We start from the raw sequence: 22,196 nt of genomic DNA on the forward strand, positions 1-22,196 counted from the left end.
TCGGCCGGGGCTGGGGGTGCGGCGGGGACGGGAGGCGGTCATCGGTCACGGCGGGTTGCTGCGGATGCGCCGGCCCGATGCATCATCGGCGCCATCCCGACCCGTCGGGCCTTCGGGCCGCCGCACGGCTCCGTGAGGGCCCGCCGGCCGATCGCGCGCCCGCGCCGGTGACCGTCTCGGCCCGCCCCCAAACCTTGACCCCGGTGAAGGTGAGCGACAGGATCGCGCCGGGTGATCTGCGACTCGACGCGCGGGAATCCGCGTTGATCTATCCGAATTCAGCGTTCGTCGGCGATCTGTCCGGCCACATCTTGGGGGAAAGATGACGCGACTATTGATGGCCGGCCTGGCCGGGCTGCTGTTCATGACCGCGGCGCAAGGTCAGGAGGGCGGCGCGCCGGTGAAGATCGGTGTCGCCGCGCCCATGACCGGGCCGAACGCGGCTTTCGGCGCCCAGATCCGGAACGGCGTGAGCCAGGCGGTCGAGGACATCAACAGGGCCGGCACGCTGAAGGGCAGGACGCTGACCGTCACGGTCGGCGACGACGCCTCCGACCCGAAGCAGGGCGTCTCGGTGGCCAACAAGTTCGCCAGCGACGGCGTGAAGATGGTCGTCGGCGACTACAATTCCGGCGTCACGATCCCGGCCTCCGACGTCTATCTCGACGCCGGCATCATCCAGGTCACGCCGGCCTCCACGAGCGTGAAGTTCACCGAGCGCGGCATGTGGAACACGTTCCGCACCTGCAGCCGCGACGACCAGCAGGGCGCGGTGGCGGGCAGCTACCTGGCCGGGCACTTCCCGGGCAGGAAGATCGCCTTCGTCCACGACAAGACCCCCTACGGCAAGGGGCTGGCCGACGAGACGCTGAAGGCCTTCAAGGCCAAGGGCGGCAAGGAGGTGCTGTTCGAGGGCATCAACCCGGGCGAGAAGGACTACGCGGCGCTCGTCTCCAAGATGAAGTCCGCCAACGTCGACGTCGTCTATTTCGGCGGCGTGCACACCGAGGCCGGGCTGATCATCCGGCAGATGCGCGACCAGGGCCTCGCCGCCCGCATGATGAGCGGCGACGCCATCCCCGACAAGGAATTCGTCCAGATCGCCGGCCCGGGCGCGGCGGGCACCCTGATGACCTTCGCGCCGGACGCCCGCAAGAACCCGAACGCCAAGGGGGTGGTCGCGGCGTTCAACGCCCGGGGCATCGATCCCGAGGCCTACACGCTCTACGCCTACGCGGCCGTGCAGGTCCTGGCCAAGGCGATGGCCGAGACCGGCTCCAGCGACGGCAAGGCGCTCGCCGACTGGCTGCACCGGGGCAAGCCGGTGGACACGGTGGTCGGCCCGATCGCCTACGACGGGAAGGGCGACCTCACCCGCCCCGACTACGTCATCTACGAGTGGACCAAGGGGCCGGACGGCCGGATCGACTATGCCGGGCACGAGGTGACCCCGTAGGCCGGTCGGGCCCGGAGGCCGCCGCCTTACCTAATTGGATGAGGGCGGCGATCTCAACGTGGCCGCCGCGAAGGCCTTATGCTCCCGCCCGACTGCGCCGCGGTCCGGGAGAGGGAGCCTTCATGTTCGACTTCAGCCAGCTCCGGTGCTTCGCCGCCGTGGCGGAGGAGCTGCATTTCGGGCGTGCGGCCGCTCGGCTGAACATGACGCAGCCGCCGCTGTCGCGGCAGATCCAGGTCCTGGAGCGCGTCCTCGACGTGCAGCTCCTGGAGCGCACCAGCCGCACGGTCCGGCTGACCGCCGCCGGTCGCAGCTTCCTGCCCGAGGCGCAGCGCATCCTGCGGCTCGCCGAGACCGCGACGCACGTCACCCGGCAGGTCGCGGCGGGGCGCGCGGGCGTCCTCAAGTTCGGCTTCACGGCGGCCTCGGCCTACGACTTCCTGCCGCGCCTCGTCACCGCGTTCCGGCGGGCGCTGCCGGACGTGACGCTCGCGCTGCGCGAGATGGTCAGCAAGGACCAGATCGAGGAGCTGCTCGCCGGCCGGATCGACGCCGCGCTGGTGCGCCCGCCCGTGACGCACCCGGACCTGATCGCCGTCCGGGCGCTGGCCGAGCCCCTGGTGGTGGCCCTGCCGGCCGGGAACCCCCTGGCCCTGCGCGACGGGCTCACCCCCGCCGATCTCGGGCGCGAGCCGCTCATCGGCTACGCGCCCAACGAGGCGCGCTACTTCCACGACCTCGTCCTCGGCCTGCTCGCCGAGGCCGAGATCCAGCCCCCGACGGTCCAGCAGCTCACGCAGATCCACTCGATCCTGGCCCTCGTCCGGGCGGCGCTCGGCATCGCCCTGGTGCCGGCCGCCGCCGAGCGCCTGCGCTTCGAGGGCGTGGTGTTCCGCCCCCTCGTCCTGCCGGCGCCGCGCCCCGTGGAGCTGCTCCTCGCGTGGCGGCGCGACGCGGACGACCCCCTCATCGCCCAGCTTGTCTCGATCGTGGCCGAGATGCCGCCCGCGTGAGCCCGCACGGTCGATCGATGCGCGATCCGCATCGATCGATCCAGTGTTTGGCTTTGACCTCGCGGCGGAAGGCTGCGCGTGATGGGGCGGACGGCGCGCAGACGCCGCGACGCCCCCAGGGAGGATCGTGATGGACAACCTCACCAACCGCTTCAAGGCGGCCCTCGCCGAGGGGCGCCAGCAGATCGGCCTGTGGTGCAGCCTCGCCAGTCCCATCTCCACCGAGGTGGTCGCCGGGGCCGGGTTCGACTGGCTGCTCCTCGACATGGAGCACTCGGCCAACGACCTCCGGGACATCTACGCCCAGCTCCAGGCGATGATGGAGGGCGACACGCACCCGATGGTGCGGGTGCCGAGCGACGACCCGATCACCATCAAGCGGATCCTCGACGCCGGCGCCCAGTCGCTGATGATCCCCAACATCGACGACGCCGCGCAGGCCGCCCGCGTGGTCGCGGCGACGCGCTACGCGCCCCGCGGCATCCGCGGCTTCTCGCAGGCGCCCCGCGCCGCCCGGTTCGGCCGGATCAAGGACTACCACACCCGCTGCGAGGCCGAGATCTTCGTGGCGGTGCAGGTCGAGTCCCGCCGCGCCCTCGACAATCTGGACGCGATCGCCGCCGTGGAGGGCGTGGACGGCGTGTTCATCGGGCCCGGCGACCTCTCCACCAGCCTCGGCTATGTCGGCCAGCAGGGCCACCCGGAGGTGGTCGCCACCATCGAGGCGGCGGTCGCCCGGATCGTCCGGGCCGGCAAGCAGGCCGGCATCCTCACACCGAGCGAGGAGCTGGCCCGCCGCTACATCGCGGCCGGCACCCGCTTCACCGCGGTGGGCTCCGACATGGGGCTCCTCGCCCGCAGCTCCGAGGCGCTCGCCGCCCGCTTCCGCGCCTGAGCTCCGCAACGGGATCGTACCCATGAACATCGGATTCATCGGCCTCGGCATCATGGGCACGCCCATGGCCGGACACCTGATCGCGGCGGGCCACAGCCTGTTCCTCAAGTCCCGGCGCAGCGTGCCCGAGGCCCTGCTCGCGGCGGGCGGCACCGCCTGCGCCACCGCCGCCGAGGTCGCCGAGCGCGCCGACACGATCATCCTGATGCTGCCCGACACCCCGGACGTGGAGCAGGTCCTGTTCGGCGCGGGCGGCGTCACCGAGGGGCTGTCGCCCGGCAAGACCGTGATCGACATGAGCTCGATCGCGCCGCTCGCCACCAAGGATTTCGCCGCCCGGATCGCCGAGCGGGGCGGCGCCTATCTGGACGCGCCGGTCTCGGGCGGCGAGGTCGGGGCCAAGAACGCCGCGCTCTCGATCATGGTCGGCGGCGAGGCCGAGACCTTCGCGCGCGCCGAGCCCCTGTTCGCCGCGATGGGCAAGACGGTCACGCATGTCGGCCCGGTCGGGTCCGGACAGGTGGCCAAGGTCGCCAACCAGATCATCGTCGCCCTGACCATCGAGGCGGTGGCCGAGGGGCTGCTCTTCGCCTCGAAGGCCGGCGCCGATCCCGCCAAGGTGCGGCAGGCGATCACCGGCGGGCTGGCCACCTCGCGGATCCTGGAGCTGCACGGCGCGCGGATGATCGAGCGGACCTTCGATCCCGGCTTCCGCATCGGCCTGCACCAGAAGGACCTGAACCTCGCCCTGGACAACGCCCGGACGCTCGGCCTCAGCCTGCCCGCCACGGCGCTGGCGCAGCAGCTGTTCTCGGCCTGCGTGGCCCAGGGCGGCGCGGCCTGGGACCACTCGGCCATGGTGAAGGCCCTGGAGGCCCTGGCGAACCACGCGGTCGGCGACGCCGCCTGATCCCGACAGGAGCCCGGACGGGCGCGAGACGGAAGGAGCATCCGATGCAGGCCGAGATCGAAGCCCCGACCCGCCCGCAGCCGGCCGGCGCGGCGGCCGCAGGGGCCGCCGGCGACGTGCCGCGCACGATCCGCCTGAGCGACAGCGACAACGTCGCGATCGTGGTCAACGCCTTCGGGCTGCCGGCTGGCACGGTCTTCCCGGACGGGCTGGAGCTCGTCGAGTTCGTGCCGCAGGGCCACAAGGTGGCGCTCACCGACATCCCGGAGGGCGGCGAGGTCCGCCGCTACGGCGAGGTGGTGGGCATCGCCACGCAACCGATCCCGCGGGGCGCCTGGGTGGAGGAATCCCGCGTCGCGACGCCGGTCGCCCCCGCCCTCGACGCCCTGGAGATGGCCACCCGCGTGCCGGCCCCCCTGCCCCCGCTCGAGGGCTACACCTTCGAGGGCTACCGCAACCCGGACGGGTCGGTGGGTACCAAGAACATCCTGGCGATCTCGATCAGCGTGCAGTGCGTCGCCGGCACCCTCGACGTGGCGATCCGGCGGATCAAGCAGGAGCTGCTGCCGCGCTTCCCCAACGTCGACGACGTGGTCGGCCTGACCCACGCCTACGGCTGCGGCGTCGCCATCAACGCCCCCGAGGCGGTGGTGCCGATCCGGACCCTCCAGAGCCTCGCGCAGAATCCGAATTTCGGCGGCGAGGTCATGGTCGTCGGCCTCGGCTGCGAGAAGCTCGTCTCGGAGCGGCTCCTGCCCGACAGCGGCGCGGCCGGCGACGGGGTGGTGCGGCTGCAGGACGAGCGCCACCGCGGCTTCTCGGCCATGATCGACAGCATCCTGACCATGGCGGAGGCCCGCCTGGAGGTGCTGAACCGCCGGACCCGCGAGACCTGCCCGGCTTCCGAGCTGGTCGTCGGCCTGCAATGCGGCGGCAGCGACGCGTTCTCGGGCGTCACCGCCAACCCGGCGCTCGGCTTCGCGGCCGACCTGCTGGTCCGCTGCGGCGCCACCGTGATGTTCTCCGAGGTGACCGAGGTGCGCGACGCGATCCACCTGCTCACCCCCCGGGCGAAGAGCCCGGAGGTCGCCGCGGCGCTGGTCCGCGAGATGGCGTGGTACGACGCCTACCTCGCCAAGGGCGAGGCCGACCGCCGGGCCAACCCGTCGCCGGGCAACAAGAAGGGCGGCCTCAACAACATCGTCGAGAAGGCGCTGGGCTCGGTCGCCAAGTCGGGCACGAGCGCGATCTCGGGGGTCCTGGCGCCGGGCGAGCGCGTCCGCGAGAGGGGCCTGATCTTCGCCGCGACGCCGGCGAGCGACTTCGTCTGCGGCACGCTGCAGCTCGCCTCGGGCATCACCCTGCAGGTGTTCTCCACCGGCCGCGGCACGCCCTACGGGCTCAGTCAGGCGCCGGTGATCAAGGTCGCCACCCGCACGGAGCTGGCCGAGCGCTGGTCCGACCTGATCGACCTCGATGCCGGCCGCATCGCCACCGGCGCGGCGACGATCGAGGAGGTCGGCTGGGAGCTGTTCCACCTGATCCTCGACGTGGCGAGCGGGCGCAAGCGCCCCTGGTCGGACCGGTGGGGGCTGTTCAACGACTTGACCCTGTTCAACCCCGCGCCGATCACCTGAGACTCACCGGCGGGACGGCGTTGCGTCCCGCCGCGTCGTCAGCGTGGCCGGACTCTGCTAGGCAGCCGGCACCGCCATGACGCTGCCGATTCCCTCCCTCCGGACCCTGCTCTTCCGCCTGCACTGGGCGCTCGGCCTCACCGCCGGCCTCGTCCTCGCCCTGATGGGCCTGACCGGGGCGCTGATGAGCTACGAGGAGGCGGTCACCGCCTTCGCCAACCGCGACCGGCTCGAGGTCGCGCCCGGCGGGCGGACGGCACTGCCCCCCGCGGCGCTGGCGGCGCGGATCGTCGCGCAGGCGGGCGGCCGCGTCGCCAACGTGCTGACCCTGTCGGACGACCCGCGCGCGAGCGTCCACGTCCGCTTCGCCCGCGATCCCGAGACCCGCGCGCGGCCGCCCGCCGCCTACGCTGACCCCTACGACGGCGCGCTGCTCGGCCCGGTGCGGCTGGAGGGCGCCTTCACGACGGTGCGGGACCTGCACCGCTGGCTGCTGCTGCCCGGCGGGTCCAAGGGCTGGGGCCGCACGGTCACGGGCGCCTGCACCCTGGCGCTGCTGGCCTTCCTGGCGACCGGCCTCTACCTGCGCTGGCCCCGGATCCACCGCTGGCGGATCTGGCTGAAGCCGGCCCTGTCGCGGCCCGGCCGGCCGCGCTGGTGGTCGCTGCACGCCGTGGTCGGAACCTGGCTCCTGCCGGTCTACCTGGTCATCGCGCTGAGCGGCCTGACGTGGTCCTATCCGTGGTTCAAGGACGGCGCGACGCGGCTGCTCGTGGGCGCCCCCGACGCCGCGAAGCCGGCCGGCCGCAGGGCCGCCGGAAAACCGGCCGATCCCGCCGCCGACGGCGCGGCCGTCGACCGCGCCTGGGCGGATTTCCGGGCGCGGACCGGCGCGGAGGCCGGGACGGCGGTCCTGACCCTGCCGGGCGCCGACACGAAGGCGATCCGCATCCGCTGGCTGCCGAAGGGCGTCGACGCGCCGAGCGCCCGCAACGAGATCCGCTACGATCCCGCCACGGGCGCGCTGCTGGCCTCCGAGCGGGCCGCCGACGCGCCGCTGGGCCGGCGCCTCCTGGACAACGTCCTGGAGGTGCATCGCGGCCGCTTCTTCGGCGACCTCGTCGCGCTGCTGTTCTGCCTCGCGGCGCTGGCCATGCCGGGCTTCGCGGCGACCGGCCTGACGCTCTACGTCCTGCGCCGCCGCGCCGGCGCCCGCCGCAGGACCGTCGCGGCCGGGGCGCCGGCGGGCGCCGTCCGCACGGCGAGCCCCTGACGGCGGCCTCCGGCGGGGCGACGGCCCGGCCGCTCGGGCGATGCGGCCCGCCCGTCAGAGCCGGGCGGTGATCGTCGCCAGCACCGTGAACGGCGCCCCGGGGGTGTTGTTGGTCGCGTTGGTCGGCGCCTCGATGTAGCGCGCGTTCGTCAGGTTGCGCATGTTCACCGACAGGCGCCAGTGGGCGTCGAAATCGTAGTACACGAGCGCGTCGAGCCGGTTGTAGGCGCCCACGGTGAAGCTGTTGTCGAGGTCGCCGTAGCGTCGGCCGACATGGGTGACGCCGAAGCCGAGCCCGAGCCCGCGCAGCGGGCCGTCCTGGAACGCGTAGGTCGTCCACAGGCTGCCGCTGAACACCGGCACGCCGGTGAGCCGGTTGCCGACCGCGAAGGTCGTGTCCTTGGTGATCCGCGCGTCGATCAGGCCGACACTGCCGATGATGCTCCAGCCGGGCAGGATCTCGCCGGCCAGGTCGGCCTCGACACCCCGCGACCGCTGCTGGCCGGTGATGACCGAGAAGGTGGGATTGCGCGGGTCGGTGGCCGCGACGTTGTCCCGGACGATCTGGAAGGCGGCCGCGCTCAGGGTCAGGCCGGGCATGAGATCGACCCGGGTGCCGGCCTCGACCTGCTCGCCCGTGCTGGGCGGCGGGCTCGCCACGTTCAGCACGCTGGCGGTCTGCGGCAGGAACGACGTGGCGTAGCTCGCGTAGAAGGTCAGCGGCTCGAACGGCCGGTAGATCAGCCCGACCCGCGGCGAGGCGCCGAACAGGGTCTGCTCGGGCGGCTGGGTCCGCGAGGCCGGCTGCCGGTTGAAATAGTACTGGCTGCCGAGATCGAACCGGGCCCCGACGACGAGCTGCAGGCCCGGCGCCAGCACGATCTGGTCCTGGACGTAGAGCCCGAACACTTCCAGCTTCTGCTTCAGGTCGGCCTGGAACTGGAGCGGCTGGAAGGCCGCGCCGAACATCGGGTTGAGGAAGCTGACCGGGGCGAGGTTGCCCTGCTGGGAGAAGGCGTGGCGGAAGCCGTTCGAGTACTCGAACCCGAGGAGCGCCGTATGCGCGAAGCCGAAGGTGTCGAACTTCATCACGGCCTCGGTCTGGCTGTCGACCGCGGCGAAGCGCGAATTGACCGTGGCTTCGCGCCGGCTCAGCAGCGTGCCGGCATTGTTGACCGATAGGGCACGGGCGGCGAACACGTCGAACGTGCCCCATTGCCCGGCGATGACCTGCCGGAGCGTCAGGTTCTCGTTGACGTCGTGCTCGGCCCGCATGGTGATCGTGTTGAACGCGCCGAAGTAGCGCGAGGACGGCTCACCGTAGAACCGGCCGATGTTGTCGAGCGGGACGCGGCCGCGGAAGGCCACCAGCCCCTCGTCGTACTGGGTGTGCTGGTTGGTGAATTCCGAGTTCACGTAGACCCGGGTGTCGGCGCTCGGCGTCCAGCTGAAGGCCGGCGCCACGAAGACGCGCCGGTTGGTGTCGCCGCCGTAATTGCGGAAGGTCGGATCCTCCTGGGCGGCGAAGCTGAGACGCGCGGCGAGGCCCTCGACGGCGGGCAGCGCGCTCGACACGGAGCCCTGGAAGCGCCGGAAGCCGAAGCTGCCGCCCTGCACGCTCGCGTCGGCCGTGGGCTCGAAGGTGGGCCGGCGGGTCACGATGTTGATGACGCCGCCGGGATCGCCCCGGCCGAACAGCACCGAGGCCGGGCCCTTGATCACCTCGACGCGCTCGGCGTCCACGAGGTCCCGTGTGACCGGGTAGAAGTTGATGGCCGGATCGACCAGCACGCCGTCGACGGCGAAGACCTGCGTAGAGAAGCCGCGGATCAGGTAGTTCTGCGACCGGCCCTGCACCGTGCTGCCGAGAACCACGTTGCTGACGTTGGTCACGGCATCGGTCAGCCGCAGATCCTGCTGGTCGGTGATCACCGAGCGGGACACGACGTTGATCGATTGCGGCGAGTCGCGCACGGGCGTGTCGGTGCGCGTGGCGGTCGCCGAGCGCGTCGCCCGGTAGCCCACGACGGGACCGTCGGCCCGCTCGCTGGCCGGGCCCGTGCCCGCAACGCTGAGTTCGGAGAGAACGACCTCGTCGGCGGCCGGCTCGGATTGCGCGCGGATCTCCGTCGGCGCGAGCAGGAGGAGCGACGTCGCGAGTCCAGTGCTGCAGATATTCAGGCGCGACCGGCAGTATTTGATGCGATCGACGGCGTCGATCCGGGCGGCGTGCATGATTTAAAATCGTTCTCAAGAGCGGCGTATCGACGCGGTGCGGTGTTTCTAGAGTGCAAACGCCCTCCTTTCTCAACGCCGATCCCGAAAGCCGCGGGTGACGCGCGCATCCTCTGCCCGGATGTGGCGCGGAAGGCACGCTTTGAGGGGCAATGCTTTGAAATCATTCAAAGATGCCAACTACAGAGTGTGTAATGCGTGGCCTTCGCAACCGGCTGAATCCCGGGCCGCGGGCCGACTCACGCCGTCGCGTCTGTCAGGTGACCGCGCGGGATCGCCCGGGAGAACGGCCGGCCGGCCCGCGCGAGGGGGGGAAACGCGGACCGGCCGGCGTACCGCGCGCCGTGTCCGACGCGCGATCGTCGATGGCGGTTCGACCGGCGCGCCGCCGGTGCGTCCCGGGGGCGCGGCGGCCGCGGTGCCGGGATCAGCGGCCGGCGTGTCGGCCCGCGAGCGCCGGGGCCGGCAGGCGACCGTCGAGCCCGGCGTCGAGGAGCGCGTGGAGCTGGGCGATCGCCGCGGCGACGTCGTAGTCGGGCAGCGCGGCCCGGCCGACGACGATCCCCTTCATCAGCGGCGCGAGCAGGGCGTAGAGCCCGGCCGGATCGCATCCCGGCGCGGTGGCGAGCGCCGCCAGGGTCGCCACGAACCAGTCGCGGCTCTCCGCCTCGGTCCGCGCCGTCATGGCGGCGATGTCCGGGTTGCGGGTCGATTCCGACCAGATCTCCACCCGCAGGGTCGCGGCCTCGCGGGTGATCGACGCGAAGTAGCGGGCGATGATGCCCAGCAACGTCCCGCGCGGATCGCCGCTGCCCTCCATCTCGGCGACCAGGAGCGTGCCGCGCTCGCGCTCGCGCTCCACCAGCCCGAGGACCAGGGCCTCCTTGGATTCGAAGTAGCGGTAGAAGTTGCCCGGACTCATCGCGGCCTCGCGGGCGAGGTCCTGCATGGTGGTGCGATGGAAGCCGTTGCGCGCGAAGCAGGTCTCGGCGGCGTCGAGGATGTGCTCGCGCCGGGCGGACGGGTTGCCGCGGGCCTCCGCCGCCCTGTCCGCCGCGCCGGTCACGATCCCGGCTGCGCCGTGAGGGCGACCGGGGCGACGCGGCTCTGGTCCTTGCCCAGGCTGGCGACGGCGCAGGATTGCGGTCCCTGATGCAGGTCCGCGCAGATCCGGGCCTGCCAGCCGTCCGGGCCGGCGCCCGTCCAGTTGATCAGGGCCAGCCAGGCGAGGGCCAGGACGGCGCCGAAGGTCAGGTTGGCGGGGGTGCAGACGGCGCGGACGAGGGCGAGGGCGCCCGGGCCGCGGGCGCCGAAACGCTCGGCATCGAGATCGGACCAGCGGCCTTCTAGGGTGAGAGCCATCGCGCGCTCCTGTTTGCCCCACCCTTATAATGAACGTTCATTCTCATGTCAATGAACGTTCATTCTCATCGCGGGCGATGGGTTGCGACGGCAGCGCATCGCTGGGGCGGGGATATGCGAGGGCTGGGATCTACCGGGCGTGCCGGCGCGAGCGCGGCCGGGTCTCCGGCGGCGGTTCCGGTTTTCTCGGAACGGCCGTCCGGATCCACGCATGGGCGGGGAGCTCCTCCGGGGCTCGGATCCCTCGCGCCGCGGCCCGGCCGCCCGGGATCGGCGCGCGGCTCCGGTCAGGGCGGGGCCGGGCCGCGACCCGCATTCCGCAACCCTGCCCGCGACCCTGCCGCCGCGGCCTCGCGGTCCCGGCGCGTCCGGAAGCGCCGTCCCGGACGCGCGCGGCCTTTCGTCAGCCGAGCGTGGACGGCTTGAGGGCGCCGGTCCGCTCGTGGAAGTCCGGGCCGTTGGTGGTCCGCGCCACGTGGCCGGCGCGGATCAGGTAGTCGCCGAAATGCTCGCCCGGCTGCCGGCCCTTCGCGTAGTCGGCGAAGAGCGGGTCGAGGGTGTCGCGGATCTCGGAGGCCGCCACGTCCTCCCGGTAGAGCTTGCTGAGCCGCGAGCCGTCGTGGGCGGCGCCCAGGTAGAGGTGGTAGCGCTCGGGGCCGCGGCCGACGAGGCCGATCTCCGAGATGAACGGCCGGGCGCAGCCGTTCGGGCAGCCGGTGGAGCGGATCGTGATCTCCTCCTCGGCGAGCCCGTGGGACGCGAGGCTCTCCTCCAGCTCGGTCATCAGGTCCGGCAGGTAGCGCTCGCTCTCGGCGAGCGCGAGGCCGCAGGTCGGCAGGGCCACGCAGGCGATCGAGCTGCGCCGCAGCGCGCTCGCGCCCCGGGTCAGGCCGTACTCGTCGACCAGCGCGTCGATCTCGGCGCGCTTCTCGGCCGGGACATTGGCGATGATGACGTTCTGGTTGCCGGTGAGGCGGAAATCACCCTGATGCACCTCGGCGATGCGGCGCAGGCCCGAGAGGAACTGCGCGCCGCCCTCGATGTCCTTGATCCGGCCCGAGGGCACGTAGAGGGTCAGGTGGTGGCGGCCGTCGTCGCCCTCGACCCAGCCGTAGCGGTCGCCGTTGCCCGTGAAGGTGAAGGGCTTGGGCGCGCCGAGCTTCTTGCCGGCGCGCTTCTCGACCTCGGCCCGGAAGGCGTCGAGGCCGTAGCGCTCGATCGTGTACTTGAGCCGGGCGTTCTTGCGGTTCTTGCGGTTGCCCCAGTCGCGCTGGACGGTCATCACCGCCTCGGCGACCTTCAGGGCGTCCTCGGGCTTCACGAAGCCCATCACGTCGGCGGTGCGCGGGAAGGTGTCGGGCTCGCCGTGGGTCATGCCCATGCCGCCGCCCACCGTCACGTTCCAGCCGGTGACCTGGTTCTTCTTGTCGAGGATCGCGATGAAGCCGAGGTCGTGGGCGAAGATGTCGACCTCGTTGGAGGGCGGCACCGCCACGACGGTCTTGAACTTCCGCGGCAGGTAGGTCCGACCGTAGACCGGCTCGACCTCGGCCTCCTCCTCGCCGCCGACCACGCGCTCGCCGTCGAGCCAGATCTCCCGCCACGCGCTGGTCTTGGGCAGCAGCGAGTCGGAGATGTCCTTGGCGAGCTGGTAGGCGGCCTTGTGGGCGCCGGTCTGAGCGGGGTTCGTCGCCGCCATGACGTTGCGGTTGACGTCGCCGCAGGCCGCGATCGTGTCGAGCAGCGCGCCGTCGATGGCGGCCATCGTGCGCTTCAGGTTCGACTTGATCACGCCGTGGTACTGGAAGGTCTGGCGCGTCGTGGCGCGCAGCGCCCCGCCCGCGTAGGTCCGGGCGATGTCGTCGAGGATCAGCCACTGCTTCGGGGTGATGACGCCGCCGGCGATGCGCAGGCGGATCATGAAGCTGTAGGCCTTGTCGAGCTTCTTCTTGGTCCGCTCGGGGCGCAGGTCGCGGTCGTCCTGCAGGTACATCCCGTGGAACTTCACGAGCTGCCCGTCATCCTCCGAGATCGCCCCGGTGGCGTGTTTGAGGAGGCCGTCCGCCAGGGTGCCGCGGAGGTAGCCGCTGGCGATCTTGATGTGCTCGTTCGCCGCGAGCTTCTCCGCGCGCGCGGCCTCGGCGTCCGTGATCGGGCGCGTTGTCGGCGGGGTCTCGTAGACGCGCTTGGCCGGGGCGGTGGTCGGGCCGGGGGCCGGGGTCTCGGCGGCGTCGCGGGGGCTGTGGTCGTCCATGGGGTGAATCCGTCTGTCTGAACGCGTCTTCCTCCCCGATCGGGAGGTGGCGAGCGGAGCGAAGCCGGTGCAGGACTGGAACCGGATCCGCGACCCGCCCCCTCTCCCGTGCGGGAGCGGGTCGGCGTGAGGGGTGCGCCCTCTCCGGAAAGACCTGATCCCTCACCCTGTCCCTCTCCCGCCCGGGAGCGGGGACCTGCGTCCCGCCTGTCTCTGCCGCATCTCGTTGAAGGCCCCCCGCGGTGCGGGGAGCGGTGTGTCCTCAGTAAACGTCCTGCTGGTAGCGGTGGCTGCGCTCCAGCGCCGCGACCTGCGTCTCGGCGTCGGCGGCGCTGAGGCCCTTCGCGCTCTGGTACGCGCCCACCACGGCGGCGCGCACGTCCTTGGCCATGGCCTTGGCATCGCCGCAGACGTAGAGATGCGCGCCCCCGTCCAGCCAGGAGACCAACTCCTGCGCGTGCTGGGTGATCCGGTCCTGAACGTAGACCTTCTCCGGCTGGTCCCGCGAGAAGGCCACGTCGATCTTCGTGAGCGACCCGTCCTCCAGGGCGTCCTGCCACTCGAGCTGGTACAGGAAGTCGTGGGTGAAGTGCCGGTCGCCGAAGAACAGCCACGACCGCCCCGGGGCCTCCACTGCGCGGCGCTCCTGCACGAAGGCGCGGAACGGCGCGACGCCGGTGCCCGGCCCGACCATGATGATGTCGGTGGCCGGATCCTGTGGCAGGCGGAAGTGGCGGTTCGGCTTCAGCCGCACCCGCAGCTTGGCGCCGTCGCGGATCCGGTCTGCGACGTGGACCGAGGCGACGCCCGAGCGGGCGCGGCTGTGGGTCTCGTAGCGCACCGCCGCGATCGCGAGGTGGACCTCGTCGCCGACCTCCTTGCGGGAGGAGGCGATCGAGTAGGCCCGCGGCGGCAGCGGCCGGGTGATCGTATTCACGTGCTCGGCGGTGAGCTTCGCCGGGTAGGTCTCCAGCAGGTCGATCAGGTGGCGGCCCTCGATCCAGGCCTTGGCCTCGCCGCTGTCGATGAGCGTCTGCGCCTCCGCGTGGCCGGTCGCCTTCACGAACCGCTCGATCGTGGCGGCCGACAGCGTGGTGATGTCCCGCTCGGCGAGCAGCGCCCGGCGCAGGGCCTCGTCGCCGGAGAGCCCGGCGGCGTTCAGGATCTCGTCCACGAGCTGCGGGTCGTTCTCGGGATAGATCTCCAGCGAATCGCCGGGCTCGTAGGCCGGCGCGCCGTCCTCGAAGGCGAGCGCGAGGTGGATCGTCTCCTTGTCGGAGCGCGACGAGTTGAGGTTCACGTGCTCAACGACCTCGACCACGACGGGCTCGCGGCTCGGCTCGGCGTCGTCGTCCTCGCCGGCGCCGGCGCGGGCGAAGTCCACCGCCACGACGTTGTCGGGCTGCTCGGCCGGGGCGAGCGCCTTCAGCGCGCCCTTGATCCAGTCGGCGGCGGGCTTCTCGAAATCGAGGTCGAGGTCGGCCCGCTCGGCGGCGCGCTTGGCGCCGAGCGCCTCGAAGCGCGCGTCGAGCGCCTTCCCGATGGCGCAGAACTCCGCGTAGGACGTGTCGCCGAGCGACAGGACCGCGAACTCGACGCCGTCGAGGCGCGGGGCGCCCTCCCCCATCAGCTCGCCGTAGGCCCGCACGGCCCGGGCCGGCGGCTCGCCCTCGCCCCAGGTGGCCGCGATGGCGATCAGCTTGCCGGCCTTGGGCAGGGTCGCGACGTCGAGGTCGGCGAAGTCCACCACCTTCGGCTTGAAGCCCTGCTTGCGCGCGAGCTTGGCGACGTTGCCGGCGAGCGCCTCGGAGTTCCCCGATTCGCTGGCGTAGATCACCGTCAGCGGCGCGGCGGCCTTGGGCGGGGCGGCCGGCACCGCGGCCGGCTGGCCGCCCGCGGCGTCGAGGCCCGCCAGGAAGCCGGCGAGCCAGGCGCGCTGCGTGGGGCTCGCGGTGCCGAGCACCGCGTCGAGGCTGGCGCGCTCGCCGTCCCCGAACGGGGCGGTGCGCGGGAGGAGATTCTGGCGGGACATCACGGGACCATGTCGGGGCCGGCGCGGCCGGTGTCAATCGAGAAACGTTCGTTTTGCAGAACGGGCGGCGTATAGGACATCACGTTCGCTGCACTGCGAAAAAAGAGAATATCATTCTCCAACCACGGCGAGGACGGGGGCAGTCCCCGGCAGGTGCCGCCCGTTCTTCGGGGGCGCCGGCAGCGGCAGGGCCGTGGTGGATTTCACCTTCTCCATCGCGAAGCGGGAGGTGACGTTCTTGAGCGGCAGCACCGCGATGAGGTGCTTGTAGAAGCTGTCATAGGCCTGCATGTCGGCGACGACGACCCGCAGCATGTAGTCCACGTCGCCGGCCATCCGGTAGAACTCCAGCACCTCCGGCATGGCCGAGACGGTTGCGGCGAAGCGCTGCAGCCACTCCTGGGAATGGTCCGCGGTCTCGATGGAGACGAACACCGTCAGCCCGAGGCCCAGCTTCACCGGATCGAGCACCGCCACACGCCGGTCGATGACCCCGTCGGCCTCGAGCTTCTGGATGCGCTTCCAGCACGGGGTCTGCGACAGGCCCACGCGCTCGCCGATCGCCGCGATGGAGAGCGTGGCGTCCGTCTGCAGCAGGGCGAGAATCTTCAGATCGATCGCGTCCAAAGCTGTCTCCGTGGGCTTCCGCCGCGCGCGGGGCGCGAGCGCATATACGTGTCTACCGGGACCAGTGAGAAGAATCTTTTACCTCGGGCCCATGCTGCCCGCGCCGGAAGCTGTGCGCAACCGCACGCCGAACCGCCGGTCCGACCCCGCCAAGCGCGCCGGGGCGCCTTGACTTCGTTCGGTATAGCGAACATTTCGACCGTTCGACAACAGGCACGGCGCTGGCCGTGGCCTTTCCACCACGCGAACCCCGGGACATGGCGCGATGACCCGTCCGGACCGACAGGCGGCCGACTCCCTCGCGGAGCGGCTGTCCGGGCTCGACCTTCCAGGCCGCCTCCACCTGATCGCCGCCGAGATCCCCGGCCGCCTCGTCTTCACGACGAGCCTCGGCGTCGAGGACCAAGCGCTTACCCACGCGCTGGCCATGGCGGGCCTCGCGAAGGGTCGCGTCGAGATCGTCACCCTCGATACCGGCCGCCTCTTCGCCGAGACCTACGACACGTGGACCGAGACCGAGTCGGCCTACGGCATCCGAATCACCGCCTACGCCCCCGAACGCGCGGCCGCCGAGGATTTCGTGCGGAGCGAGGGCATCAACGGCTTCCGGCGCTCGGTGGCGGCCCGTCAGGCCTGCTGCGGCTTCCGCAAGGTCGAGCCGCTCGGCCGCGCGCTCGCCGGCGCGAGCGGCTGGCTCACCGGGCTGCGGGCCGGCCAGTCGGCCAACCGCGCCGAGACGCCGCTCGCCGCCTTCGACGCGGAGCGCGGCCTGATCAAGCTGAACCCGCTGGCCGACTGGTCGCGGGAGCAGGTCGACCGCTTCGTGCGCGACAATTTCGTGCCCTACAACGTCCTGCACGATCGCGGCTTCCCGTCGATCGGCTGCGCCCCCTGCACCCGCGCCGTGAAGCTCGGCGAGCCCGAGCGCGCCGGCCGGTGGTGGTGGGAGCAGGAAGACAAGAAGGAGTGCGGCCTGCACGTCGGACGCCCCGGTGCGGCCGTGCAGCCGGGCCAAGAACCCGCGATCCTCGAGCCCGCCGCCTTCGAGACCACCCCGAATCAGACAGCCCGCCAGCCGGAGTTCGCCCGATGAGCGCCGCCCTCGCCGCCGCCGTGCAGCCGAGCGCCCCCACGCCCGCACCGACCGCCGCCGACCGCCTCAGCCATCTCAAGCGGCTGGAGGCAGAGAGCATCCACATCTTCCGGGAGACGGTCGCCGAGACCGAGAACCCGGTGATGCTCTACTCGATCGGCAAGGATTCCTCGGTGCTGCTGCACCTCGCCCTCAAGGCCTTCGCGCCCGGGCGGCTGCCGTTCCCGCTGCTCCACGTCGACACGACGTGGAAGTTCCGCGAGATGATCGCCTTCCGCGACGCCCGCGCGAAGGAGCTCGGCCTCGACCTCCTGGTCCACACCAACCCGGACGGGCTCGCCCGCGGTGTCGGGCCGGTGAGCCACGGCTCCGAGGTCCACACCGACGTGATGAAGACGCAGGCCCTGCGGCAGGCGCTGGACAAGCACAAGTTCGACGCCGCCTTCGGGGGCGCGCGCCGCGACGAGGAGGCGAGCCGCGCCAAGGAGCGGATCATCTCGCTCCGTACCGCGCAGCACCGCTGGGACCCGAAGCGCCAGCGCGCCGAGCCCTGGCACCTCTACAATCTCAAGAAGAAGCGCGGCGAGTCCCTGCGGGTCTTCCCGCTGTCGAACTGGACCGAGCTCGACATCTGGCTCTACATCGAGCAGGAAAACATTCCGATCGTGCCGCTCTACTTCGCCAAGGAGCGGCCGGTGGTCGAGCGCGAGGGCCAGCTCATCATGGTCGACGACGAGCGCCTGCCGCTCGCGCCGGGCGAGACCCCGCAGCAGCGCCTCGTCCGCTTCCGCACCCTCGGCTGCTACCCGCTCACCGGCGCGGTGGAGAGCGACGCGGCCTCGCTCCCCGAGATCATCGGCGAGACGCTGGCGGCGCGCACCTCGGAGCGCCAGGGCCGGGTGATCGACAAGGACGGGGCCGGCGCCATGGAGCGCAAGAAGCAGGAGGGCTATTTCTGATGACGCTCCACCAGGCTCCCACGGCCTTCACCGACCGGGCCTCCGGCTACGCGGCGTTCCTCACCGCCCACCGCAACAAGGCGGTGCTGCGCTTCATCGCCTGCGGCTCGGTGGATGACGGCAAGTCGACCCTGATCGGGCGGCTCCTGCACGACACCAAGCAGATCTTCGACGACCAGATCTCGGCGCTCCAGCGGGATTCCCGCAAGCACGGGACGCAGGGGCAGGAGATGGACCTCGCGCTGCTCGTCGACGGCCTCCAGGCCGAGCGCGAGCAGGGCATCACCATCGACGTCGCCTACCGGTTCTTCTCCACCGACAAGCGCTCCTTCATCGTGGCCGACACCCCCGGCCACGAGCAGTACACCCGCAACATGGCCACCGGCGCCTCGACGGCCGACGTGGCGGTGATCCTGGTCGACGCCCGCCAGGGCCTGACCCGGCAGACGCGGCGCCACGCGCTGCTCGTGTCGAATCTCGGGATCCGCCGCGTCGTGCTGGCGGTGAACAAGATGGACCTCGCCGGCTGGGCGCAGGGCACCTTCGACGGCATCGTGTCGGGGTTCTCGGACTTCGCCCGCGGGCTGAATTTCTCCGAGGTCAAGGCGATCCCGCTCTCGGCCAAGAACGGCGACAACGTCGTGGACGCGGGCGTCGCGGCGCCCTGGTACACGGGCGGCACCCTGCTCCACTACCTCGAGACCGTGCCGGTCCGCGCGGAGGCGCTGAACGCGCCGTTCCGGATGGCGGTGCAGTGGGTCAACCGGCCCAATTCCGAGTTCCGCGGCTACAGCGGCCGGATCGCCAGCGGCCGGGTGCGGCCGGGCGATTCGGTGACGGTGCAGCCCTCCGGCCGGACCTCCACGGTGGCGCGGATCTACACCGCCGACGGCGACCTGCCCGAGGCCGGCGAGGACGAGTCGGTGACCCTGGTGCTGGCCGACCAGATCGACGCCTCCCGCGGGCAGGTGATCGTGGCCACCGACGCGCCGATGCGGGTCACCGAGACCCTCGACGCGCGCCTGTTCTGGGCCTCCGAGACCGATCTCAGCCCGGGCGCGAGCCTGCTCGCCAAGATCGGCACCGCCACGGTCACCGCGACCGTGGAGCGGATCGCCTCGCGCATCGATCCCGAGACCGGCAGGCCCGGCCCGGCCGAGCGCCTGTCGGCCAACGACATCGCCGACGTGAGCCTGCGCTTCGACCGGCCGGTGGCGGTGGACCCGTACGCGGAGAACCGCGAGACCGGCAGCCTGATCCTGATCGACCGCGAGACCACCGACACGGCGGCCCTCGGGCTGGTCCTGGCGCCGAGGGCGGAGGCCGCGCAGGCGGCGACGCCCGGTGCGCAGCCCGCGGACGGGGGCGGCTTCCTCGCCCGTCTCGGTCGCCTGTTCGGGCGCTGAGGACGGTCTCAGCACCCGGGCCGTTCACGGGTGATGGCTGCGACAGTGCCGTCCTCGCGAGCGGAGCGAAGCGATCCGGCCGGCGCGACGACACCTGCCGTCGCGCTGCCCTGGGTCACGTCGCTGCGCTCGTGATGACGGTGCGGGTCGCACCACTGGGACGACGGATCAGACCAGCCTGAAGCGCAGCTCACCGAGCCCTTCCAGCTCGGATACGACCTCGTCGCCGGGTTTCAGCCACGCGCGGTCCTTGCGCGGGATCTTCTCGCCGAAGATCACCCCCTGCGGGGTCCCGGTGTAGAAGATGTCCCCCGGCTTCAGGGTCATCACCTTCGACGCGAAGCTGATCAGCTGGCGGCAGTTGAAGATCATGTCGTCGGTGCTCCAGTCCTGGCGCACCCGGCCGTTGACCAGCGTCTTGAGCTTGAGGTTGTTCGGGTCCTTCACCCGGTCGGCGGTCACCAGGTAGGGGCCGAGCGGCGCGAACCCGTCCGAGGTCTTGCCGATCATGAACTGCGAGGTCAGCGTCTGGAGGTCCCGGGCGCTGAAATCGTTGCCCGTGCAGTAGCCGGCGAGATAATCGAGGGCGTCCGCCTCGGACACGTTCCGGCACTCGCGGCCGAACACCATCACCAGCTCGGTCTCGTAGTCGAATTCCCGCGCCGCCTGGGTCGGCAGCGCGATCGTGCCGCCGTGGTGGTTCAGGGCGTTGTTGTACTTGTTGAACAGCGGCGGGTCCTTGGGGATCGGCGTGCCGGTCTCCTCCGCGTGGTGGCGGTAGTTGAAGCCCATCATGATGATCTTCTCGGGCCGCGTGACCACCGGCGCGTAGGCGACGTCGGCTTCCGCCAGCACGAAGCGCCCGTCGGGCGCGGCCTCGACCGCGTCGATCAGGGCGCGCAGGGCCGGGCCGCGCCCGTTCTGGAGAAGGTCGTCCATGTCGGCGGGGACCGGCATCCCGAGCGCCCGGCCGGCGGCCTCGACGTCGAGAACGCCGTCCTTCGTCTTCACGCCCAGGGCGTAGCCGTCGCCGCGGCGCATGTTGAGGAGGACCATGTCGCGGGGCATGCCGAAGGGCGGCGCCCCCGCCGGCGTGGATTTCGGAGCCGCCGTGCGCTCCTCGGCGGCCCGGGCCGGCGCCGCGGCGGCGGCGGCGAGGCCCGCGGCCGTGGCGGTCAGGAATTCGCGTCGGTTGCCCATGCTGCCTCTCCTCCGGTCGGCCCGTCTGGTCGCGGGCGTGAACCGGGGGGAGCCTGCACGGCCGGCCTCGCCGCCGCCAGCGCCCGCGGCGGGGGCGAGTGACGGCTCAGGCCGCCTGTGAGGCGGCGCCGAGTCCCCAGGCCCGCGCCAGCAGCGCGTAGGAGTCGTGGCGCGCCGCCTGGTCGGGGATCGCCGAGACGATCATCAGCTCGTCGGCCTGCGTGCGCGCGACCATGTCGGCGAGCCGGGCCCGCAGGGTCTCAGGGCCGCCCACGTGCAGGCGGTCGCGGCCGCGCGCGATCTGCACCCGCTCGCCGTCGGAATACGGGTAGTCCAGCGCCTCGGCGAGGCTCGGCAGAGGCCGGTACTCGCCGCGCTCCCGCCGCAGCGTCGCGAGCCGCGCGCTGGAGGCGAGTCGCTCGGCCTCCGCGTCCGTGGCGGCGCAGATCGCCGCCACCGCCAGGATCGCGTGGGGCTTCGCGCCGAGCCGCGTCGGCCGGAACCGGGTCCGGTAGTCCAGCATCGGCGGCTCCGCGGGCATCCCGGAGAAGTGCTGCGCGAAGCCGAAACCGCAGCCGATCTCGCCGGCGAGGCGGGCGCTGTAGTCGGAGGACCCGAGCAGGAAGATCGGCGGCAGCGGCACCCCCGCGGGGCTCGCCTCGATCCGCGCGAACGGGTGCCCCTCCGGGAAGCCGCCGTCCCAGAACAGCAGCTCCTGAAGGCGGTCGAGGAAGTCGTCCCCGCCCCCGTGGCCGCCGCCCTCCCCCGGCGCTTCCCGGCGGCGCAGCGCCCGCGCGGTGATTCCGTCCGTGCCGGGCGCGCGCCCGAGACCGAGGTCGATCCGGCCGGGGAACAGGGCCTCCAGCACCCGGAAGCGCTCGGCCACCATCAGCGGCGCGTGGTTCGGCAGCATGATGCCGCCCGAGCCGACCCGGAGGTTGCGGGTCGCGGCGGCGATCTGGCCGATCATGATCTCGGGCGCCGGGCTCGCCACGTTGGGGAGCGCGTGGTGCTCGGCGAGCCAGTAGCGCCGGTAGCCGAGGTTATCGACGTGGCGGGCGAGGGCCAGCGTGTCGTGCAGCGCCCGCGCCGGGGTCGAGTCGGCGCTGACGAAGGAGAGGTCGAGGACGGAGAGCGGGGTCATGCCGGGTGAGATGGGGGTCTGGGCCGGCCGGTGCGAGGGCAGTTCGTCAGGACGGGGGCTCCTGAGCTTCTTCCGTGGTATCGCCTGGATAGACCGCCTCGAAATCGCGGCCGCCATAGAAGATATTGAGGATCCTCACGGATCCACGTTCCACGCGATAGGCGATCACAGCCGATCTCTCGAACGCCACCGTTCGCAAGCCTTCCAAGAGATCGTCACGGGGTCGGCCCGCATGCGGTGCGTGGCCGATTCGGTCGCACCGATCCTTGATCCGCTGCGTGAAGCGCTGCGCCGTCGCGACGTTCTGACTCCGCTGCAAGACCGTTCGGAAGATGCCGGCCAGATCGGCCTGCGCTTGAGGGCGAAACGCAACAGGCAGTCTACGCACGGCGGGTGTCGTGCCGCGCTTCAGCGAACATCCTGTCGAGATCCTCTTGAACCTCTTCGATGCTCAGATCCGGCCGCGGATCGTCCAGGGAACGCCGGATGCGGGCGCGGATGTCATCGAGACGCTCGGCATCCTCGCGTCGCTGGCGTTGCAGGGCGTGCACGGCCTCGTCGAGCAGCGCGTCCACCGAAGCGTACTCACCGGCCTCGACGCTCTCCCGCACGGCGCGGAGCGTGTCCGGTGCCAGGGTGATGCTGATCGTCTCGCCCATCGGCAGGGCCTCTCGTTCCGTCCCGATTCCGAGGATCATAG

20 protein-coding genes are annotated in these 22,196 nt (G+C 71.8%); 10 read left to right on the forward strand and 10 right to left on the reverse strand.

Going from position 1 to position 22,196, the window contains the following annotated elements; translation table 11 throughout:
* Positions 1-77 precede the first annotated feature (77 nt).
* From BM419_RS31905 to BM419_RS10480, 7 genes are all read left to right on the forward strand, one after another.
* Positions 78-326, forward strand: coding sequence for a hypothetical protein (locus BM419_RS31905; RefSeq protein WP_139257059.1), 249 nt, complete (start codon positions 78-80; stop codon positions 324-326).
* Positions 323-1,456 carry a branched-chain amino acid ABC transporter substrate-binding protein gene (locus BM419_RS10455; RefSeq protein ID WP_091926367.1) on the forward strand — a complete coding sequence of 378 codons (1,134 nt, stop codon included), beginning with the start codon at positions 323-325 and terminating at the stop codon, positions 1,454-1,456. Before BM419_RS31905 ends, BM419_RS10455 begins: the two co-directional genes overlap by 4 nt.
* Before the next feature lie 122 nt (positions 1,457-1,578).
* Positions 1,579-2,469 (forward strand): LysR family transcriptional regulator, encoded by an 891-nt coding sequence (locus BM419_RS10460; RefSeq protein ID WP_091926368.1) that lies wholly within the window; start codon positions 1,579-1,581, stop codon positions 2,467-2,469.
* Positions 2,470-2,599: 130 nt separating this feature from the next.
* The gene (locus BM419_RS10465) at positions 2,600-3,364 is read left to right on the forward strand and encodes an HpcH/HpaI aldolase family protein (protein ID WP_056523353.1); all 765 of its coding nucleotides are present in this window, start codon (positions 2,600-2,602) and stop codon (positions 3,362-3,364) included.
* Between the two features lie 22 nt (positions 3,365-3,386).
* A complete protein-coding gene (locus BM419_RS10470) occupies positions 3,387-4,274 on the forward strand; it encodes a 2-hydroxy-3-oxopropionate reductase (protein ID WP_091926369.1) in 888 nt (295 codons plus the stop codon).
* Between the two features lie 44 nt (positions 4,275-4,318).
* The gene (gene garD, locus BM419_RS10475; RefSeq protein ID WP_091926370.1) at positions 4,319-5,911 is read left to right on the forward strand and encodes a galactarate dehydratase; all 1,593 of its coding nucleotides are present in this window, start codon (positions 4,319-4,321) and stop codon (positions 5,909-5,911) included.
* A gap of 76 nt (positions 5,912-5,987) precedes the next feature.
* Positions 5,988-7,184 (forward strand): PepSY-associated TM helix domain-containing protein, encoded by a 1,197-nt coding sequence (locus tag BM419_RS10480; protein WP_091926371.1) that lies wholly within the window; start codon positions 5,988-5,990, stop codon positions 7,182-7,184.
* 54 nt (positions 7,185-7,238) lie between these two features.
* Here BM419_RS10480 and BM419_RS10485 read toward each other — a convergent pair whose 3' ends face one another.
* The 6 genes from BM419_RS10485 to BM419_RS10515 form a co-directional block, all read right to left on the reverse strand.
* On the reverse strand, positions 7,239-9,419 hold the full coding sequence (locus BM419_RS10485; RefSeq protein WP_091926372.1) for a TonB-dependent siderophore receptor: 2,181 nt from the start codon (positions 9,417-9,419) through the stop codon (positions 7,239-7,241).
* A gap of 427 nt (positions 9,420-9,846) precedes the next feature.
* Entirely contained in the window at positions 9,847-10,485 is a 639-nt protein-coding gene (locus BM419_RS10490) for a TetR/AcrR family transcriptional regulator (RefSeq protein WP_091926373.1), read from the reverse strand.
* Positions 10,482-10,781 carry a hypothetical protein gene (locus BM419_RS10495; protein WP_091926374.1) on the reverse strand — a complete coding sequence of 100 codons (300 nt, stop codon included), beginning with the start codon at positions 10,779-10,781 and terminating at the stop codon, positions 10,482-10,484. Before BM419_RS10495 ends, BM419_RS10490 begins: the two co-directional genes overlap by 4 nt.
* A gap of 403 nt (positions 10,782-11,184) precedes the next feature.
* On the reverse strand, positions 11,185-13,035 hold the full coding sequence (locus BM419_RS10500) for an NADPH-dependent assimilatory sulfite reductase hemoprotein subunit (protein ID WP_091926375.1): 1,851 nt from the start codon (positions 13,033-13,035) through the stop codon (positions 11,185-11,187).
* Positions 13,036-13,297: 262 nt separating this feature from the next.
* Positions 13,298-15,067: a diflavin oxidoreductase gene (locus BM419_RS10510; RefSeq protein WP_091926377.1), complete on the reverse strand. Its 1,770-nt coding sequence runs from the start codon at positions 15,065-15,067 to the stop codon at positions 13,298-13,300.
* Positions 15,068-15,178: 111 nt separating this feature from the next.
* Positions 15,179-15,694, reverse strand: coding sequence for an Lrp/AsnC family transcriptional regulator (locus BM419_RS10515; protein ID WP_010686224.1), 516 nt, complete (start codon positions 15,692-15,694; stop codon positions 15,179-15,181).
* A 265-nt stretch (positions 15,695-15,959) separates the two neighbouring features.
* On the opposite strand from BM419_RS10515, the gene BM419_RS10520 reads away from it, so the two are divergent.
* The 3 genes from BM419_RS10520 to cysN are packed head-to-tail and all read left to right on the forward strand — an operon-like array spanning position 15,960 to position 19,152.
* Positions 15,960-16,787, forward strand: coding sequence for a phosphoadenylyl-sulfate reductase (locus tag BM419_RS10520; protein WP_020093186.1), 828 nt, complete (start codon positions 15,960-15,962; stop codon positions 16,785-16,787).
* Entirely contained in the window at positions 16,784-17,746 is a 963-nt protein-coding gene (gene cysD / locus BM419_RS10525) for a sulfate adenylyltransferase subunit CysD (protein ID WP_091926378.1), read from the forward strand. Before BM419_RS10520 ends, cysD begins: the two co-directional genes overlap by 4 nt.
* On the forward strand, positions 17,746-19,152 hold the full coding sequence (cysN, locus tag BM419_RS10530) for a sulfate adenylyltransferase subunit CysN (protein WP_091926379.1): 1,407 nt from the start codon (positions 17,746-17,748) through the stop codon (positions 19,150-19,152). The genes cysD and cysN overlap by 1 nt, the downstream gene beginning before the upstream one ends.
* A gap of 168 nt (positions 19,153-19,320) precedes the next feature.
* On the opposite strand, the gene BM419_RS10535 is transcribed toward cysN, so the two are convergent.
* The 4 genes from BM419_RS10535 to BM419_RS10550 all read right to left on the reverse strand — a co-directional run bounded on the left by BM419_RS10535 (position 19,321) and on the right by BM419_RS10550 (position 22,155).
* Positions 19,321-20,352 (reverse strand): fumarylacetoacetate hydrolase family protein, encoded by a 1,032-nt coding sequence (locus tag BM419_RS10535; RefSeq protein ID WP_091926380.1) that lies wholly within the window; start codon positions 20,350-20,352, stop codon positions 19,321-19,323.
* Positions 20,353-20,458: 106 nt separating this feature from the next.
* Positions 20,459-21,496, reverse strand: coding sequence for an LLM class flavin-dependent oxidoreductase (locus BM419_RS10540; protein WP_091926381.1), 1,038 nt, complete (start codon positions 21,494-21,496; stop codon positions 20,459-20,461).
* A gap of 46 nt (positions 21,497-21,542) precedes the next feature.
* Complete coding sequence (locus tag BM419_RS10545; protein ID WP_026604932.1) at positions 21,543-21,884, reverse strand: type II toxin-antitoxin system RelE/ParE family toxin; 342 nt, start codon at positions 21,882-21,884, stop codon at positions 21,543-21,545.
* Positions 21,877-22,155, reverse strand: a complete 279-nt coding sequence (locus tag BM419_RS10550; RefSeq protein WP_326491885.1) for a ribbon-helix-helix domain-containing protein — start codon at positions 22,153-22,155, stop codon at positions 21,877-21,879. The genes BM419_RS10545 and BM419_RS10550 overlap by 8 nt, the downstream gene beginning before the upstream one ends.
* Positions 22,156-22,196: the final 41 nt, after the last annotated feature.

It is taken from the genome of Methylobacterium sp. yr668, assembly GCF_900116245.1.
Taxonomy (GTDB): domain Bacteria; phylum Pseudomonadota; class Alphaproteobacteria; order Rhizobiales; family Beijerinckiaceae; genus Methylobacterium.

Bases quoted from the DNA above. Each gene is read 5' to 3' on its own strand.
- BM419_RS31905 (WP_139257059.1), top strand. From the start codon at position 78: ATGCATCATCGGCGCCATCCCGACCCGTCGGGCCTTCGGGCCGCCGCA.
- BM419_RS10455 (WP_091926367.1), top strand. From the start codon at position 323: ATGACGCGACTATTGATGGCCGGCCTGGCCGGGCTGCTGTTCATGACC.
- BM419_RS10460 (WP_091926368.1), top strand. From the start codon at position 1,579: ATGTTCGACTTCAGCCAGCTCCGGTGCTTCGCCGCCGTGGCGGAGGAG.
- BM419_RS10465 (WP_056523353.1), top strand. From the start codon at position 2,600: ATGGACAACCTCACCAACCGCTTCAAGGCGGCCCTCGCCGAGGGGCGC.
- BM419_RS10470 (WP_091926369.1), top strand. From the start codon at position 3,387: ATGAACATCGGATTCATCGGCCTCGGCATCATGGGCACGCCCATGGCC.
- garD (WP_091926370.1), top strand. From the start codon at position 4,319: ATGCAGGCCGAGATCGAAGCCCCGACCCGCCCGCAGCCGGCCGGCGCG.
- BM419_RS10480 (WP_091926371.1), top strand. From the start codon at position 5,988: ATGACGCTGCCGATTCCCTCCCTCCGGACCCTGCTCTTCCGCCTGCAC.
- BM419_RS10485 (WP_091926372.1), bottom strand. From the start codon at position 9,419: ATGCACGCCGCCCGGATCGACGCCGTCGATCGCATCAAATACTGCCGG.
- BM419_RS10495 (WP_091926374.1), bottom strand. From the start codon at position 10,781: ATGGCTCTCACCCTAGAAGGCCGCTGGTCCGATCTCGATGCCGAGCGT.
- BM419_RS10500 (WP_091926375.1), bottom strand. From the start codon at position 13,035: ATGGACGACCACAGCCCCCGCGACGCCGCCGAGACCCCGGCCCCCGGC.
- BM419_RS10510 (WP_091926377.1), bottom strand. From the start codon at position 15,067: ATGTCCCGCCAGAATCTCCTCCCGCGCACCGCCCCGTTCGGGGACGGC.
- BM419_RS10520 (WP_020093186.1), top strand. From the start codon at position 15,960: ATGACCCGTCCGGACCGACAGGCGGCCGACTCCCTCGCGGAGCGGCTG.
- cysD (WP_091926378.1), top strand. From the start codon at position 16,784: ATGAGCGCCGCCCTCGCCGCCGCCGTGCAGCCGAGCGCCCCCACGCCC.
- cysN (WP_091926379.1), top strand. From the start codon at position 17,746: ATGACGCTCCACCAGGCTCCCACGGCCTTCACCGACCGGGCCTCCGGC.
- BM419_RS10535 (WP_091926380.1), bottom strand. From the start codon at position 20,352: ATGGGCAACCGACGCGAATTCCTGACCGCCACGGCCGCGGGCCTCGCC.
- BM419_RS10540 (WP_091926381.1), bottom strand. From the start codon at position 21,496: ATGACCCCGCTCTCCGTCCTCGACCTCTCCTTCGTCAGCGCCGACTCG.
- BM419_RS10550 (WP_326491885.1), bottom strand. From the start codon at position 22,155: ATGGGCGAGACGATCAGCATCACCCTGGCACCGGACACGCTCCGCGCC.